Here is a 14,978-nt window from a genome sequence, read left to right as displayed (position 1 = left end):
GCGCCGCGACAGCCTGGTCACGATCCCGATCCCCGCTGCGATCTCAGGCTCCAGCGGGCTTCCGAACAACCACTCTCTACCGGTCAACCAGATTGACGCCACCCGTCAACCTGATTGACACGGGACAGCCGAAGCCAGGGCATCACGGCAAACACCAGCAGCAGAACGAGATAGACCGATCCCGACACCGGGTCTCGGCTGGCGATGAACTCCGCGGGGGCCATGCCTCGGATAAGGGCGGCCAGGGCCAACTCCACGGCAACCATCAAGGCCAAGGCCAGCACACCGGCAATGATCGACCGACGAGGAGAGCCAATCTCAGGGAATTGGCGAAGGATCGCGCCTGCCGCCAGGTAGATGGCGATCGCCATGATGGGCATCTCCAACAGTTCCGCCCAGCGCTCGCCGATGCGTGGCACCAGGAACGGAACCCTCACCAGGCCAAGAGCAATTCCGGCGCCCAGCACCATGGCGAAGTAGACGAGGCCGGCTTGGATGGTCCTGGACATGGCAACTCAGGGCGAGTTGATGGGTTGGGAGCTGCCTGGGGTGGCGAACACTGCCCCTGAGTGGCAGGCAGGTAGATTGGGCTCACAGAGAGCAGTTGGTGGCGGCCTGTCCTCTCCAGGGGTTTGTTAGGCATTATCACGCAGCCTTTGATTGACCTGACGGAAAACCCAGGCCCAAGTGGCAGGGTTGATCTTTCCCTGTCCCCAATGTCTACTCGTCTTTGGAAATATCTCCTCGGCAATATCCTTTACTTTTTGCAAGAGCTCATCGCCGTGAGCAAGCACCGCGAACGGCTTTTCGCCATAAATCAGTTCATATTCTTTAGTTCCACGTTCTTGCCAGTACGTACGACAAAAGAGAACAGCGTGTGCACGAAGCCAGACCAACATGAATTCCGGATCTGCGACATTGGGGGCCTCTTTATGGCACTGAGCTCACAAGAGTACTAGGTTGCTAGGGCTTTCGTCCCCTTCAAGAGAGCGCGGAATGATGTGGCCATGCTGAAGTTTTCGCTTATGTGCGCAACGCCAACACAACTGTTCTGCCTTCGCCCAGTCGACGGGCAGACCGCATTCGCTTTGGTGACCAGTCCAGTAATCGACAATCTCGCGGTGAGTCGTGTCCATGGTCTTGCTCCCTAACGCCGCGAGATTAGGCGCGCGTTAGCGTGCCCTTCTTACTTGCCTTTGTATGTTTTTCGCAACTTCCTTGCCGCGACATAATAGCTCGATGCATCTTTATATATATCTTCAGATTCAACCGTTATAAACCTGCCAGTTTCTAGTAATCTGTCGACCTCAGAGCTAGTAATCCTTCTTATAGGTATTGGAATTAGTCCCAGTTTACACAAGATACTCACAAACTGGATTTGTAGATTGACTAAAAATGACATCTTCTGGCGTAAGCAAGGTGTTACAGAGATAAATAAACCATTTGGCTTTAGTAAGTCATATACCCGGAGCACTACATCCTGTGGGTTAGGTACTGTATGAAACATATTAAAAGCCAGAATGATATCATATGATTCGTTCGAATATTTGCTGTTAAAAATATCCGTTTGTTCGAAGCGTATGTTCTGAGCTTTCGCGGCAGCGGCTTTTCCCCGAGCCAACTCAATCATCTTCGATGATATATCAATTGCATGAACCGCCTTAACCTGCCCGGCAAACTGACAAGCTGTAGTTCCACTACCGCAGCCATAGTCAAGAACAAGATCGCCATCTTTTAGAAATTTCTTGGTGTTTTCTCTAGATCTACTATGAATGTACTCAAATCGCTCTTCGGTCTTGTCATAGTTTTTGGAAGCGCCATCCCAAAACTGTTCCGATTTATTCATTATCTATACCTTAACATGGAGGAAACATAATAACGCTGGCCATCACCTGGCCGCAGAGAGCTTCTGCCTCCGGATCTCGTTGGGCTTCAGGGAATTGATGGGGGCGGGTCAGGTGCATGGCCGGGTTGGGAAGTGCTCTTTACCATCAGCGGAAACCATTCAGGGTGGCGTATGGAATCGACTGATAAGTCGACATCAATATCAGGCCAATACAAATGATCAGCAGTCGGCCTTAAGACATTGAGGATCTGATGGATTGTCGCCGATTCAAACCAAGGAAATTCTGAATAGGGAAGAGCCAGCTCTTCGTCATCGACGAGGATCCAGACGCAGTGTCCAGAAACATTTGTGACCTCAGCCTTTAAAGTGGTTGTTCCAGGCATTGATGATCTCCTGTTGACGAGTCTTAGTCAGGCGTTCTGCTTCTTTAACTCTTGAAGAGCTTAGCCCGATATTCCGAGCCAGTTCAACGGTCGGACTGAGCTAGAACTTCGCCTCACCATCAGGATGACTGACATGGACATGAGGGCGACTCTCCTCGCGTGAAAAGAAGAAGAAACGAAATTCGCCTTCCCTGAAAACGGTTGGGGACAAAACTCAGTTCCTGATCCACCCACTCAGCATAGCCACGGCTGAAATGGTTGTTCGCATCTTTCTAACGCTCAAGATCGGCGGCGGGAAGTAGCCCAATACATCCATCAGGCATCTCCTGAAATTGCAGAATACCTCGTCACACTTCTACTGTAACTCGCTGTACTCCTACAAAATCAAGTGTCTCACACTCAGTGCTTGCAACCTCAAGGCAAAGCTCAATAGCTTCCTTGATACGTTCCATCAATTGATCCAGTGATTTGGCTTGCGTATGGCAACCAGGGAGAGCAGGGACCGTCGCCACGAAGAACCCTTCTGAATCCTTTTCGATTATTACATCAAACTGTCTAGACATTGAAGACACCTCCTCAAATCACTTTAGCTGCTTGGCCGCGGACTGGCACGGGGGTCTCGCTTACCGGTCGGTCCAACGCTTGCCATCACCTGGCCGCCGTAAGTTCAGGGCCAAACAGGAATCATTAGGAGGCGGCTCAGGTGAATGGCATTGTTAGATGCCCGCATATCGCAGCCTGATGTATCCAGAAATAACATCAAACCCTTGTTCTCCTCAAAAGCTACTTATTGGTTGCGGGAGGAGGGCTTGCTGGCGGAGGTGGCTTGTACCCTGTAGTTGGTGGGTTAACCGGTCTAGCCTGCGGCTGGCTTCCCTGGGAGGGACGGTTGGATGGTGGCGGGGGGTTAGAACCTCTACGCATCTTGCGGCTCTTGGGGCGCAACCATGAACTCAACCCATTCTACGGCAGAACTTGGGACCAAGAGGCCATCGACATTTTCCAAGGTGATTTGGCTTTCATCTTGCAGTACCCATGATGGCTCCTGAATATAAAAATGGCCCTTATCATGTTGATTCGGCCATTCACGAGGCCAACCATAAAGACGTCTGCCATCCTTGAGATGCAGAACAACATATGTAATCTTTCTTGAAAATACGCCTACCCATTCAGAAGGAAATGAGTTTCGTGTAGTTAATCCAAGTCTTCTGAGCCATTTGTGGGCGCCGTCGTTGTTAGTGTAAATTGCCAATAAAACGCCAGTGGCTATAGCTAGAATGAGTTTGCACAAATTCTGAGACGTGGAATCCCAAGGTCTCAGTGCATACACGTACCTACCTAGGAATACGAGGACTCCCCGTGCAACTGGGAGCATGACATGAATAAAGAATGTAAGGATTAGGGCTCCTATTACCCTTTCAAACTGGCCCGGCTTTGGATTTGAGGTTAGGCCGTAAAGAACCCACGCCGCAAGAAAGCCTGGCAACAAATAGCTGAGTAAAGTAATTGTGTCTTTGGCTATCTCGGGCATTTAGCAATCAGATGCGAACAACTTCTCGCTTGTCATTCTAGCGATTTCCAGTCGCACGCCCAGTGCATCTAACGCTCAAGATCAGCGGCGTGGATGAGTCTTGAAGATTTAACTGAGACCTCAGTGCGCACGCCCGCTGAATCTTGATGTTAGATGCCTATCAAGCCAAGGGTGCTTCCCGTTGCCCACTAGAAGCGGGATAATGCTTAATGGCGCACTACGCAACAGACCAGACTAGGCCATGCATCCTTCCAGTCTCTGCAACGATAGGATGAGGATCAATAGCCTTGAGCACTTGTCTGAGTTTTAGTTGTACATTTACGGGGTTGATGGCTCTTGGAAACAACTTTGAATGTTTTGCCGGCTGCTCTAGATGTAGTACAAGTCTAAGCCGGCCTCGTCTGAGAGTCTCAGCGGCAAACCTCCTTTCCGTGAGGTCAGTGGCGTTAGCCTTTGCAGGCAGCAGTGCTGAAAGTGTGTGCAGGACTTTCTCGGCGAACTCCTGATGGATGTCAACTATCTTCGTTCTGCGATGAACTCTGTAGTCCTTGACCTCAATCATCCATGCTGTATCGGGATTGAGCGCAATTAAGTCTACTGCTTTAATGCCAGGCCGCATGCGCAAAAACTGATTGCGATAGAAACTCCATTCGTCATACTTGCTTGCTAGCCAAGGCGAAGGGAAGTCGAATACTAACCCATCTACATGATGCACAGTCATGGCGAGGTCATTCTTCGATAAATCTATCGGACTGGGCAAGTTCTTCGTCAAGCGAGGTGATATCTCCGATCTCATCTATTGAGTCACCTTGAGATACGCTTACAGATCCATCAGTGTCTTTATGCAACCCGAAGAACCTTGCGCTTAGTTCATCAAAGGGCTGTTGAGATGTAAGGATCTCGATCTCTCGCAGCAAGAATAGACTGTGAGTTGCCAAAAAGACCTGAATGCCTGATGAACTTAGAGACAGAATGCTTTTTGCTACTTGTTTAATTAGCATAGGATTGAGATTCGCTTCCGGCTCATCCCAAAACAAGAAGCCTTTGTCCAGCAAGCTTCCAGTCGCAACCAACCTTGCAAGCATTCCAGCTTCCGCAGGCCCTCTGCGACTAGAGGCATCTCCAGTCGACCATTTGGAGTGCTGAGATAAAAGCGCCCAACTTTATCGAGCTCAATCTTTCCCCCCATAGCATCCTCGATAGGCGCTAAGAGTTCTTGAATGCGCTTTTCTCTAGGCCCTCTCTGTAGAGGCTCGCCTAACATTAAGCAGGTATCCCTCCAAGTCTCTTCAAACTCAAGATAGTGTCCCTCGTAAACTGAGACGAAGTTGGGAAAGATTGTGAGCAGCTCCCGTGTCGGGAAGTAGGCGGCAGACACTTCTAGCCAAGAACTTGGTGTCACTTCAAGTGCAACTTCGGTCTTACTGTTGGTGGCAAAGCTAAAGGATATGTTGTGCTTGCTGTCTGTGAACTTAAGGCTTACATCACATCTTTCTCGTCCAGGCTTTCTGCGAGCCAATCGCCCGAGTGCCTCCGGGCGGAAGACATTGACTAGCTTGTCTGCGAGTTTGACCTGCAGATGAGTCTTCGTAGGTGTAGTTGGACTCGGCTTCCTTCCTTCTTCCCAGAAAGTTGCAATCACTGAATAAGTCAGTTTTAAAAGGTGTGTCTTGCCGGCGCCATTCTCGCCAACAATTACATTTAGCCCCTTGCCAAAGGTCAAGTCAGCCTTAGTGAAGACGGTGAGATTCTTTGCTGTTAGGCGCTGCAGTGCCATTGAGGAACCAGTTTTAGGGGAGTTGCGCTAGATCTGTTAAGGTTGATTTTACCATGCTAGCCATCAATTGGCCTCCATGAACGAATGGGGGGTGGCGGTGCATAATCAAGCCCATTTCAGTCAGATCAAGGCACTGCAGCGACGGTATGTATTCAACACTTCTATTTCCCTGTGTCTTCAGTTGCTAGTCCGGCCTGAGTGGCTGTGCATCTAACGCTCCAGATCAGAAGCGGGCAGGGACGCATCGCCTTAATAGACAACCCCGCTCCCGTCTTCTGAATCTGGTTGTTAGAGAGTAGTCACCAAGTCTGTTGAAACAAATCATGCGCTAAAACTCCCATTCTTCCAATTCCATAAAGCCTTCAAGATTGGTGCATGGTACACCGAAGTGCTTGCATATATTCGGTATTTTCGTCCCATTGGCCTTTTCCTTTTCTTCAGTCACCACAGTGCCGTTGTGAACCTTTGCCCTTGCTATTATAAATGGATCAGCGAATGGCCCGCCTTTAAGCAGTTTCTTCCGCTCAAGGCCTTGCTGAAAATGATCAATTCCGTAGATCTCTCTCAGAAATAGTGCCTCAGCCACTGAAGGTTCTCTAAAGAGATCCTTATTCTGGATTGCCCATTGTGTATCAAGATGATCTGTACCCGAAGCCTGCATCTCTTTCAAGACTTCCCTTACTGAGAAAATCTCTCCTTGACTAACCAATTCATCAAAGTGCTTCCATAGCTGCGGAAATCTTCGTGGATAGAACCGAAAGAGTTCTCGAAACGAGTTCGTATCAAAGATATACATCAACCTTTGCTCTCTCTAAGAACTTCTCCTCAAGCCCAGGGAAGGACTTTGGCTTGATGTCAAGATAATCAGATGCTTGGACTATATCAATCTTGCCTTGATAGTAGTTCCTAAGGACAACAGAAATGTATGAGTCGCCAAGATAAGAGGACTTTGTGTTGTAGTAATTACCACTAGACTTATCAGTTTCAGCCGCAGCGCGTTCGCGTATACTATACCACTCGTGAATCATTCCCTCGTAAGACCTTCTAGAGACTAGGCCTTGGTCTAGTAACTTTCTGGCAATTACCTCGCTGCTTACATGGTAGGAGTCAGCAAGCTGGTCGACAAGAGTATTGTCTACAGGGAGAGAACCCACTTGCGAAATTAGATGCTCAACAGGAACGAGAATCTCTGAGGCAAGACTATTGCAAAGTGACTCCTCCTTGCCAAGATGCACTTGATTGGCAAGCCACGACTGCTCTGTCATAATATCCAAGAAGCTCTGCTTTAAGAGCAAATGGCACAGCTCGTGGAAAAGAGTAAAGATCTGCCTATTCTTAGGATGACTATTATTTATAAATATAATCGGGAACAGATCATCATAAACACAGAATCCAGATACTTCTGTGTTTTTAAATGCATCTTTGAACACAAAGACTCCCCGCAATGCAAGTCTACGTCTCCACTCCTTAAATGCATCATCACTACCTTGCCATGACTGCTGCTCTTCAATTGACACATCTAAGATCGACCGAAACCTTTCGGCGAATGACGAGCTCTCAATGGCTCCTGCTTGAGTAAGCCACGACAGACGATGTTTCTGTATCTCTTCTTGGCCTTCAAACAGCTCCGCGAGGCTCAGCTGAAAAACCTTTGCTTTTCTGAAAAGGTAATGAATAACAGGATTTAAGTTCTCAACTGAACTTTCAGAGACTGATCGGAGAGCTTTTTCAACAGGCTCTTCAGGAGGAGGTTTTGGGAAAAAGAATACAACAATCGGCCGGTGAAACTTCTCGGCCAACTTTTCTAGCTGTGAATATGTAGGACTTTCATCTCCAGATTCCCATTTGGCAATCTTTGAGAACTGCTTATTGGCTACAAGATCATCGATCTTGTAGCCTGCTGTCCTTCTGGCCCAGGTAAGAACCGCTGGATTTATGGGAATTCGATTTGCCACCCACTAGCCTGAGTTGATGAAGTTATGTTAACACTACAACGGCGTCGCTGCCCTGTCTAGCGTGATGTTGCGGGTTGTCATCGAATGTTAAACGGCACTAGGCGGCCGCGTCCACTCTTCTAGATCTCTCTAACGCCTTTTGGACGGACCCGTATAAACACCATCCTCATCTGTCTGCAGCCACATAAGAGCCCCTCAATCTCCGGTCAACACTACAAAAGCCCTTGTACCTCAGCGGCTCCTGGCTGGCCACCTCTAGCTCCTCGCGTCTTATGCGGGCCCGCAGAAGACCGTTCACAGGGCTACACAGCCAAGCACTGCTGCCATCCCCGGGAAGGGCATGGTCCTTCGGAGAAAGGCTCTTCAACCGTGGAGCTTGCCCCCCGATGCCACCCCTCACCCCCGCAGCCTCTCCGCCACCAACCCACCCTCCGCATCCCGCAACTCAATGTGCAGGGGCATCTGTCCCGCCGCGTGGGTGCTGCAGGAGAGGCAGGGATCGAAGCAGCGGATGCCCGCCTCCACCCGGTTCAGCAGGGGTTCGGGGATCTCGGCGCCGGCGGCCACCGGCTCGGGGATGAACTCCCGGGCAATCTGGGCCACGGTGCGGTTCATAGCCAGGTTGTTCTGGCCCGTGGCGATGATCAGGTTCACCCGGGTGATCAGGCCATTGTCATCCACCCGGTAGTGGTGAAACAGGGTGCCGCGCGGTGCCTCGCTCACGCCCACCGCTTCGTTGGCGTTGAGGTCGGCGCGGGCGCGGATGCGGCCGCCCATCAGGCTGTCATCCGCCACCAGCTGCTCGATCCCCTCCAGGCAGGCCACGATCTCCACCAGCCGGGCGTGGTGATAGGCAAACGAGGAGGTCACGATGCGGCCGCCGCTCTCCTCAGTGCCGCTGCGCTGGCGGAACTCAGCCAGCTCGGCATCGGCCCATTGCGTGCCGATTGAGTCGCACACATTCAGCCGCGCCAGCGGCCCCACCCGGTAGATGCCCTCGGGATAGCCCAGTGGCTTGTAGTAGGGGAATTTCAGGTAACTCCAGCTCTCCACGGCCTCGCCCAGGAAGCTGGCGTAGTCGTCTTCGCTGAGGCCATCGGCCACGATCCGGCCGTCGCTGCCGGTGAAGCGGATCAGGCCGTCGATGCACTCCCAGCGCCCGCCCGGCCCCACCAGGCCCATGAACAGCGAAGGGAAGTCACCGAAGGTGCTCTGCTCCCGCTGCAGCGGCCCGTCCAGCAGGGTTTTGTAGAGCTTCAGCGCCGTGGCCACCGTGGCCTTGGCCTCCGGCAGCCGCTCCAGGATCCACGCCCTGGCCTCGGCGCTCAGGGGCGTACGCACGCCCCCGGGCACCGCCCAGGCCGAGTGAATCTTGCGACCCCCCAGCAGCTCCAGCACCTGCTGGCCGAACTGCCGCAGCCGGATGCCGGCGCGCGCCAGATCGGGGTCGGCCGCCATCAGGCCGAACACATTGCGGCGGGCCGGATCGCTCTCCCAGCCCAGCAGGAAATCAGGACTGCTGAGGTGAAAGAACGACAGCGCGTGGCTCTGGCAGAGCTGGGCCAGGTTGAGCATGCGCCGCAGCTGGCGCGCCGCCGCCGGCGGCTGCACCGCCAGCAGCTTGTCGCCCGTTTTCGCCGCCGCCAGCAGGTGGCTCACCGGGCAGATGCCGCAGATGCGGGCCGTGATGCCGGCCATATCGGTGAACGGCCTGCCCTCGCAGAAGGTTTCGAAGCCGCGATACTCCACCACGTGGAAGCGGGCATCGGCCAGGCAGCCCGCCTCATCGAGATGCAGGGTGATCTTGGCGTGCCCCTCGATGCGGGTCACCGGATCGATCGTGATCGTGCGGGTCATGGGGATTCCTGCGGGCAGCTAGCCGAACTGCAGCATCGCCTTGCCTTGCATCGGCGGCATCTCGCCCCGCAGCAGCGGTTCGATGGCGGCCTGGATGCGCTGCGCCGACGGCGGGCAACCCGGCAGGTAGAGGTCCACCGGGATCACCTCATGCAGCGGCAGCACCCGCTCCAGCAGCTCCGGCACGATGCCGGGGGCATGGGGGTGCTGGGCGCCGGTGTCGGCCAGCTCCAGGTAGCCGCGATCCAGCACGCTCTGGCGGCTGCCGCCGTCCACCGCGCTCCAGAGGTTGCGCAGGGCCGGCACGTTGCCGGTCACGGCGCAGTCGCCGAAGGACACCACCAGCCGGGTGCGCTCACGTAGCTGCAGGGCCAGCTCGCGGTTGTCGGCATTGGCCACAGCCCCCTCCACCAGGCACACATCCACGTTGTCGGGATAGGTCTTGGCGTCGCTGGCCACCGGTGAGTACACCACATCCACGTGGGCCGCCAGCTCGAACAGCCACTCGTCGAGATCGAGGAACGACATGTGGCAGCCGCTGCAGCCGGCCAGCCACACCGTGGCGAAGCGCAGTTTCGGAGACGGGGTGGTCATGGCGAGCTCACGGGCACGGGTGCCTGCCCAGCTGCTGCTCCCGGGCGCGGCGCAGCAGCTGGGGCCGGGGCGGGTGCACCTGCTTCTCGGTGGTGGTGTCGTCCTTGTGGAAGATGGCGCCGGTGGGGCACACGTCCACACACTTGCCGCAGGAGGTGCAGGCCTCCACCTCGCCCCAGGGTTGATCGAAGCCGGCGATGATCGAGCACTGGGCGCCGCGCTGGGCCACATCCCACACATGGGCCCCCTCCACCTCGTCGCAGACCCGCACGCAGCGGGTGCAGAGGATGCAGCGGTGGTGGTCGATCACGAAGCGGGGGTGGGAGGCATCCACCCGCCGTGGCGGGTACTGGTAGGGGAAGCGGCTGTGGTCCATGCCCACGGCCACCGCCAGGGCCTGGAGCTCGCAGCTGCCGCTGGCCACACAGACGGCGCACACGTGGTTGCCCTCAGCGAAGAACAGCTCCACGGCCATGCGCCGGTAGCCGCGCAGCTGGGCCGTGTCGGTGTGCACCGCCATGCCCTCGGCGGCGGCGGTGGTGCAGGCGGGCAGCAGGCGGCCGCCGTCCTCCAGCTCCACCAGGCAGAGCCGGCAGGCCCCCACCGGGGTGAGCCCCTCCAGGTGACAGAGGGTGGGCAGCTCGGCGCCGGCCGCCCGCACCGCCTCCAGCAGCGAGGCGCCATCGGGCACCGCCACCTCCAGCCCATCCACCGTGAGGGTGAGCACGCTCATGGGGTCACCTCCAGCAGGCAGGCCGCCAGGTACTCCTGCCGGAAGTAGCGCAGGGTGCTGAGCACCGGGTTGGGCGCCGCCTTGCCCAGGCCGCAGAGGCTGGTGGCGCCCACCATGTGGCAGAGCTCCTCCAGGCGCTCGAGGTCGGCCAGGGTCGCCCGCCGCGCCACGAAGCGATCCAGCAGCTGGGCCAGCTGCACGGTGCCGGCGCGGCAGGGCAGGCATTTGCCGCAGCTCTCGTTCACGTTGAAGCCCATGAAATAGCGGGCCAGCTCCGGCATCGAGGTGGTTTCGCCCATCACCACCAGGCCGCCTGAACCCAGCATCGAACCCAGTTCTCGCAGGCGCTCGTAGTCCACCGGCGTGTCGAGCAGAGGGGCCGGGATGCAGCCGCCCGAGGGGCCGCCGGTCTGCACGGCCTTCACGCCGCCATGGGCTCCGGTGCCGCCGGGCACACCGCCGCCGATGGTCTGCACCACCGTGCGCAGGCTGGTGCCCATCGGCACCTCCACCAGGCCAGGGTTCAGCACCGCCCCCGAGAGGGAGAACACCTTGGTGCCCTTGCTGCCCTCGGTGCCGATGGCGGCATACCAGTCGCCGCCGCGGCGCAGGATCGCAGGGATCGCGGCCAGGGTCTCCACGTTGTTGATCAGGGTGGGGGCCCCGCAGAGGCCCACCTCGGCTGGGAAGGGCGGCCGCGGCCGCGGCGTGCCGCGCTCCCCCTGGATCGAGGCCAGCAGCGCCGTTTCCTCGCCGCACACGTAGGCACCGGCCCCCACCCGCAGCTCCAGCTGCAGCTGAAAGCCACTGCCATCGATCGGGGCCCCCAGCAGTCCGTGGCGGCGGGCCTGCTCCAGGGCCAGCCGCAGCCGTTCGATCGCCAGCGGATACTCGGCCCGCACATACACAAAGCCCTGTTCGGCGCCCACCGCAAACGCGGCGATCGCCAGGCCCTCAATCAGCCGGTGCGGGTCGCCCTCCAGCACGCTGCGGTCCATGAAGGCGCCGGGGTCGCCCTCGTCGGCGTTGCACACCACCAGGCGGGGGCCGGGAGGCTGCAGGGCCACGGTGTCCCACTTCAGGCCCGTGGGATAGCCGGCGCCACCCCGGCCCCGCAGGCCGCTGCGCTTCACCTGCTCGCGCACCTGCTCGGGGCTGCACTCCTGCAGCAGCCGCCGCAGCTGGCCGTAAGCCCCATGGGCCAGAGCGTCATCCAAGTTGGTGGGATCGATCAGCCCGCAGCTCTCCAGCACCACGGGGTGTTGCAGGGCAAAGAACGGCTGGCGCAGGTCGAGCTGCCGGTCCGCCAGGGCGCCGCCCCCTTCGCCCAGGGCCAAGGCCACAAGCGCTTCGGCCTCGCTGGGCTGGAGCTCCCCGAACAGCAGGGAGTCGCCGGGAGGGCCAGGGCCAGGGCCAGCATCAGGGCCAGAGCTCTCCCCTGGCCGATCGATGGCCACCAGGGGGCCGCGGCCGCAGAGGCGCAGGCAGCCCACGCTCTTGACGCCCACGCCAGCGGGGGCCGCCTGCTCGAGGGCCTGCCGCAGGACCTCGCTGCCGGCGGCGCGGCAGCCACTGGCGCCGCAGCAACGCAGCTGGACCGGGTCCGCCATCAGTTTCCTGCCTGTGTGGGGGCAGCGAGGGCCTCCGGGAGCAGGCCCGCCAGCCGTTGCTCAAGCCGCTCGGGTTGATCCAGCGGCAGCTTCGCCTCCAGCCCCCCGTCCACCACCAGCACCGGCGCCTGGCTGCAGGCCCCCAGGCAGCTCACGGTCTCCAGGCTCCAGGCGCCGTTGCCGGCGGGATCATCGAGCCGCAGCGCCAGCCGCCGCTCCAGCTGCGCCGCCAGCACCGCTCCGCCCTTCACGAAGCAGGCGGTGCCCAGGCACACGCAACAGCGGTGGGCGGTGGGGGCCCTCAGGCGGAACAGGTGGTAGAAGCTGGCCACCCCGTAGACGCGGGCCTGGGGCAGCTGCAGCTCCCGGGCCACCTGGGCCAGGGCCTGGGGCGGCAACCAGCCCAGCAGCTCCTGCACCCGGTGCAGCACCTCGATCAGCTCGCCGGGCCTGGCGCCATGGCGCCGCACGATGCGGCTGATGCGCGCGTCGGGGGCCGGTGGGGTGCCTTCGGCTGGGCTAGGCGGGAGAAGCGTCGCTGCCATGACCTGGACCGATCGCCAATCCAGGCCTAGCAGGGGATCAGGGCGCTGTCAGCGCCGGGCGCCGATCGGGGCTCAGGTCTCGTTGCCGCCGAACATCTCGTCATCGGCCTCGAATGGCTCGAATTCGTTCCAGCCGGGGCTGGCGGCGTCATAGAGGCCGAAACGGGCCGCCTCGTCATCCACCCGAGTCTCGCCGGTGGGGCGGGTGTCGCAGGTGACGCCACCGTCCGCCGTGGGCTGACAGTCATCGAACACCACGTTGGCCGCCGAGGGGGGACCCAAGCCCAGGCCCAGGGCGGCGGCAGCGGGGAGTGCTCCGAGCAGGGCGCGGGAGAGAAGTCGCATCACAAAGGCACGGGGACGGCACGCAGGGGAATCCTGGCTGGGATGATGGGATCCAGTGACTTGGCGGCGATGTACACCGACTGGACGGCCGTGATCCTGCTGCTGCTGACCGCAGCCCCCCTGGCCGTGGTCGTGGCCACCGCCGCCTTCTTCATCAGGCAGCAGCAGAAGAAGCCGACCCGCTGATCGGCTCCTGCAGCCGGGGCAGCGGAATCTGCAGCACCTCGGCGGCCAGCAGCGACCTGGGCCGTTGCCTGCCCTGTCCCACACAGGCCATGCAGGTGCGATAGCGCTGGCCATCCAGCCGCAGCACGCCACTGCCGCCGCACTGGCAGCACATCCCTGTGGACAGGGCTTCGCAGACACGCCGTTCAGTCATGCCGGCGCTCGCGAGCTGCCGGGCTGGGGTGTTGATCAACTCGGCCTCGTGCCAGCCGCTGGGGAACATCACCAGTGTGCGTGGATTCGCACACCACGCTCCCGAAAGCTTCCTTAAGAAGTGCGCTCCTGAGCGGCTGTCGCCCTCGTGGCCAGATGCTGCAGGAGCTCCGCGGCGCTCAGCCGCGATCCCGGCGGCACCAGAGCGGCGCTGGCAGCCAGCAGCCCCACCACGCCGGCCGCATCCAACCCCCTGGCCCGCAGGCCCTCAAGCCCCTCGGCTCCGCTGCGTTTGCTCAGCCGCTGGCCCGTGCTCTCCTCTCGCCAGAGGGGGACATGGGCATAGGCGGGAGGTGGGGCGCCCAGCTCGCGCATCACGGCCACCTGGGCGGCGGTGGAGCTCCACAGGTCTTCGCCGCGCACCACCGTCCCGATGCCGAGAGTGAGCTCATCCACCGCCGTGGCCAGGTGATACGTGATGAAGCCGTCGGCCCGGCGCAGCACCACATCGCCCACCTGGCTGGCTCCATCCAGCCGCCCCGGTGCTGACACCGGCACCAGGGCCGCAGCCTCCTGCCAGGCGATGGGACCGGCGGAGAGCCGCAGCCGCCAACTGGGCCATCGCCCCGCCACGGCCCCCCAGTCCACCTGGCTCTGGCGGCAGAAGCCCGGGTACACGGCCCAGTCGCCGTGGGGGGCCGACACATCGGCCAGGAGCCTGCGGCTGCAGCGGCAGGGGTAGAGCCGGCCGTCGTGGCGGAGCGCCGAGAGCACACTGGAATAGAGGCCACGGCGCTCGCTCTGGCGCCAGAGCGGCCCATCCCAGCTCAGGCCCAGCCAGGTGAGGTCCGCCAGGATGGCGGCCTCGGCGCCGGCTCTGTTGCGGGGCGTGTCGAGGTCATCGATGCGCAGAAGCCATTCGCCGCCGGCGAGGCGTGCTTCCAGCCAGCTCAGCAGTGCCGTGCGCAGGTTGCCGCGGTGCAGCGGGCCGCTGGGGGAGGGGGCAAAGCGACCGCGATAGCCCTGATCCCGCCGGCGCAGGCCGGCAGCGATCAGGGCCTCGACGTGGCGGGGAAGCGGCCTCAGCCCTGAACGCGGTCCTTGAACATCTTGCCGGCGGTGAAGGCGGGCACCCGCTTGGCTGGAATCTTGATCTTCTCGCCGGTCTTGGGGTTGAGGCCTTGGCGAGCGGAGCGCTCGCGGGGCTCGAAGGAGCCGAAGCCAAGGATCGACACCTTGTTGCCTTCCACCACCGAATCGATGATGGTCTCGATGGCGGCGTCGATGGCCTGGGACACGTCGGTCTTGGTGAGCTCGGTGCGGGCGGCCACGAGGTTGACGAGATCTGCTTTGTTCATAGGAGCGGGGGTGGCCTCTGGGGCAGCGATCAGAGCGTTGTTGGGGCGGCGCCGGGACGGGGAGGT

Annotated in this window: 22 protein-coding genes; 1 reads left to right on the top strand and 21 read right to left on the bottom strand. The window is 59.4% G+C overall.

Going from position 1 to position 14,978, the window contains the following annotated elements; genetic code table 11:
* Positions 1-83: 83 nt before the first annotated feature.
* The 18 genes from IQ220_RS04000 to IQ220_RS03925 all read right to left on the bottom strand — a co-directional run bounded on the left by IQ220_RS04000 (position 84) and on the right by IQ220_RS03925 (position 13,176).
* Positions 84-509, bottom strand: coding sequence for a hypothetical protein (locus tag IQ220_RS04000; RefSeq protein WP_193912700.1), 426 nt, complete (start codon positions 507-509; stop codon positions 84-86).
* A 126-nt stretch (positions 510-635) separates the two neighbouring features.
* Complete coding sequence (locus IQ220_RS03995) at positions 636-899, bottom strand: hypothetical protein (protein WP_193912702.1); 264 nt, start codon at positions 897-899, stop codon at positions 636-638.
* Between the two features lie 287 nt (positions 900-1,186).
* Positions 1,187-1,846, bottom strand: coding sequence for a bifunctional 2-polyprenyl-6-hydroxyphenol methylase/3-demethylubiquinol 3-O-methyltransferase UbiG (locus tag IQ220_RS03990; protein ID WP_193912704.1), 660 nt, complete (start codon positions 1,844-1,846; stop codon positions 1,187-1,189).
* A gap of 86 nt (positions 1,847-1,932) precedes the next feature.
* The gene (locus IQ220_RS03985) at positions 1,933-2,229 is read right to left on the bottom strand and encodes a DUF2442 domain-containing protein (protein WP_193912706.1); all 297 of its coding nucleotides are present in this window, start codon (positions 2,227-2,229) and stop codon (positions 1,933-1,935) included.
* Between the two features lie 100 nt (positions 2,230-2,329).
* Positions 2,330-2,440, bottom strand: a complete 111-nt coding sequence (locus tag IQ220_RS16410; RefSeq protein WP_228008771.1) for a DUF4160 domain-containing protein — start codon at positions 2,438-2,440, stop codon at positions 2,330-2,332.
* Between the two features lie 136 nt (positions 2,441-2,576).
* Positions 2,577-2,792 (bottom strand): type II toxin-antitoxin system HicB family antitoxin, encoded by a 216-nt coding sequence (locus IQ220_RS16405; RefSeq protein ID WP_193913097.1) that lies wholly within the window; start codon positions 2,790-2,792, stop codon positions 2,577-2,579.
* A 353-nt stretch (positions 2,793-3,145) separates the two neighbouring features.
* On the bottom strand, positions 3,146-3,760 hold the full coding sequence (locus tag IQ220_RS16400) for a DUF6338 family protein (protein WP_228008772.1): 615 nt from the start codon (positions 3,758-3,760) through the stop codon (positions 3,146-3,148).
* Positions 3,761-3,977: 217 nt separating this feature from the next.
* Positions 3,978-4,322, bottom strand: a complete 345-nt coding sequence (locus IQ220_RS03970) for a hypothetical protein (RefSeq protein ID WP_197686652.1) — start codon at positions 4,320-4,322, stop codon at positions 3,978-3,980.
* A gap of 166 nt (positions 4,323-4,488) precedes the next feature.
* Positions 4,489-4,845 (bottom strand): AAA family ATPase, encoded by a 357-nt coding sequence (locus IQ220_RS15540; protein ID WP_228008773.1) that lies wholly within the window; start codon positions 4,843-4,845, stop codon positions 4,489-4,491.
* Positions 4,755-5,537 (bottom strand): AAA family ATPase, encoded by a 783-nt coding sequence (locus tag IQ220_RS16395; RefSeq protein ID WP_228008774.1) that lies wholly within the window; start codon positions 5,535-5,537, stop codon positions 4,755-4,757. The genes IQ220_RS15540 and IQ220_RS16395 overlap by 91 nt, the downstream gene beginning before the upstream one ends.
* 328 nt (positions 5,538-5,865) lie before the next feature.
* The gene (locus IQ220_RS03960; RefSeq protein ID WP_193912710.1) at positions 5,866-6,333 is read right to left on the bottom strand and encodes a PIN domain-containing protein; all 468 of its coding nucleotides are present in this window, start codon (positions 6,331-6,333) and stop codon (positions 5,866-5,868) included.
* Positions 6,320-7,492 (bottom strand): ImmA/IrrE family metallo-endopeptidase, encoded by a 1,173-nt coding sequence (locus tag IQ220_RS16390; RefSeq protein ID WP_193912720.1) that lies wholly within the window; start codon positions 7,490-7,492, stop codon positions 6,320-6,322. Before IQ220_RS16390 ends, IQ220_RS03960 begins: the two co-directional genes overlap by 14 nt.
* A 396-nt stretch (positions 7,493-7,888) precedes the next feature.
* Positions 7,889-9,349, bottom strand: coding sequence for a Ni/Fe hydrogenase subunit alpha (locus IQ220_RS03950; RefSeq protein ID WP_193912722.1), 1,461 nt, complete (start codon positions 9,347-9,349; stop codon positions 7,889-7,891).
* 18 nt (positions 9,350-9,367) lie between these two features.
* Positions 9,368-9,943, bottom strand: coding sequence for an oxidoreductase (locus IQ220_RS03945; RefSeq protein ID WP_193912724.1), 576 nt, complete (start codon positions 9,941-9,943; stop codon positions 9,368-9,370).
* A gap of 7 nt (positions 9,944-9,950) precedes the next feature.
* Complete coding sequence (gene hoxU, locus IQ220_RS03940; RefSeq protein ID WP_193912726.1) at positions 9,951-10,676, bottom strand: bidirectional hydrogenase complex protein HoxU; 726 nt, start codon at positions 10,674-10,676, stop codon at positions 9,951-9,953.
* A complete protein-coding gene (locus IQ220_RS03935; protein WP_193912728.1) occupies positions 10,673-12,286 on the bottom strand; it encodes a NuoF family protein in 1,614 nt (537 codons plus the stop codon). Before IQ220_RS03935 ends, hoxU begins: the two co-directional genes overlap by 4 nt.
* Positions 12,286-12,831: an NAD(P)H-dependent oxidoreductase subunit E gene (locus tag IQ220_RS03930; protein WP_193912730.1), complete on the bottom strand. Its 546-nt coding sequence runs from the start codon at positions 12,829-12,831 to the stop codon at positions 12,286-12,288. The genes IQ220_RS03935 and IQ220_RS03930 overlap by 1 nt, the downstream gene beginning before the upstream one ends.
* A gap of 72 nt (positions 12,832-12,903) precedes the next feature.
* Entirely contained in the window at positions 12,904-13,176 is a 273-nt protein-coding gene (locus IQ220_RS03925; protein ID WP_228008775.1) for a hypothetical protein, read from the bottom strand.
* Between the two features lie 45 nt (positions 13,177-13,221).
* Here IQ220_RS03925 and IQ220_RS03920 point away from each other — a divergent pair, with 45 nt between their 5' ends.
* Entirely contained in the window at positions 13,222-13,362 is a 141-nt protein-coding gene (locus IQ220_RS03920; RefSeq protein ID WP_186700891.1) for a hypothetical protein, read from the top strand.
* On the opposite strand, the gene IQ220_RS03915 is transcribed toward IQ220_RS03920, so the two are convergent.
* Genes IQ220_RS03915 through IQ220_RS03905 form a run of 3 tightly spaced genes read right to left on the bottom strand, consistent with a single transcriptional unit; the run spans position 13,331 to position 14,912 of the window.
* Positions 13,331-13,624, bottom strand: coding sequence for a hypothetical protein (locus IQ220_RS03915; protein ID WP_193912732.1), 294 nt, complete (start codon positions 13,622-13,624; stop codon positions 13,331-13,333). The two genes, IQ220_RS03920 and IQ220_RS03915, sit on opposite strands and share 32 nt — an antisense overlap.
* Before the next feature lie 44 nt (positions 13,625-13,668).
* Positions 13,669-14,640: a tRNA glutamyl-Q(34) synthetase GluQRS gene (gluQRS, locus tag IQ220_RS03910; RefSeq protein WP_193913101.1), complete on the bottom strand. Its 972-nt coding sequence runs from the start codon at positions 14,638-14,640 to the stop codon at positions 13,669-13,671.
* Entirely contained in the window at positions 14,637-14,912 is a 276-nt protein-coding gene (locus IQ220_RS03905; RefSeq protein WP_186697163.1) for an HU family DNA-binding protein, read from the bottom strand. The genes gluQRS and IQ220_RS03905 overlap by 4 nt, the downstream gene beginning before the upstream one ends.
* Between the last annotated feature and the right edge of the window lie 66 nt (positions 14,913-14,978).

The sequence above is a fragment of the Cyanobium sp. LEGE 06113 genome (assembly GCF_015207615.1).
Note: the sequence above shows the minus strand (reverse complement) of the source record. Positions and strands in the feature narration are given on the sequence as shown.